1 protein-coding gene is annotated in these 817 nt (G+C 55.0%); it reads left to right on the top strand.

Going from position 1 to position 817, the window contains the following annotated elements:
- On the top strand, positions 1-817 hold an 817-nt coding region (locus tag BLX24_RS30800), incomplete at both ends, for an efflux RND transporter permease subunit (protein WP_177225996.1).

Here is an 817-nt window from a genome sequence, read left to right on the forward strand (position 1 = left end):
GATTCCGGAAATCCAGCGGACGAAAGGGGTTGCGCGGGCGCAGATTCTGGGTAGCCGGCGCTACGCGATGCGGGTCTGGCTGAACCCTGACCGGATGCGGGCGTATAAGATTTCGGTAGAAGAGGTGATGAAGGCCCTGGGTGAGCAGAGCATCATCGGCCGTCCGGGCCGGATCGGGCAGAGCTCCGGTATTGAAGCCCAGTCGCTGGAATACGTACTGACTTATAAAGGCCGGTATAATAAACCGGAAGAATACGAAGATGTGATTATCCGCGCCAATTCGCAGGGTGAACTGATTCACCTGAAAGACATTGCCCGCGTAGAATTAGGCAGTGAATTCTTCGATATTTATTCGAACCTCGACGGCAAAGCCTCGGCGGCGATTGTCCTGAAGCAGAACTACGGGAGTAATGCCAGCGATGTGATTGCGGAGGTTAAAGCAAAGCTTGAGGTGATGAAGGAGTCGTTTCCGCCGGGTATGGACTACAAAATCAGCTATGACGTATCGCAGTTCCTTGATGCGTCGATTGAGCAGGTAATTCACACCCTGCGCGATGCGTTCCTGCTGGTGGCCCTGGTGGTATTCGTCTTCCTCGGCGACTGGCGGTCTACGCTGATTCCGATCCTGGCGGTGCCGGTATCGCTGGTCGGTGCGTTCTTCGTGATTCAGCTCTTCGGGCTGTCTATCAACCTCGTAACATTGTTCGCCCTTGTACTGGCCATCGGTATCGTAGTCGATGATGCGATTGTGGTGGTGGAAGCCGTACACGCCAAGATGGAAGAAGAGCCGCATCTGTCGCCGTTTGGGGCGGTGAAA

The organism is Arsenicibacter rosenii, from assembly GCF_001870735.1.
Taxonomy (GTDB): Bacteria; Bacteroidota; Bacteroidia; order Cytophagales; family Spirosomataceae; genus Arsenicibacter; species Arsenicibacter rosenii.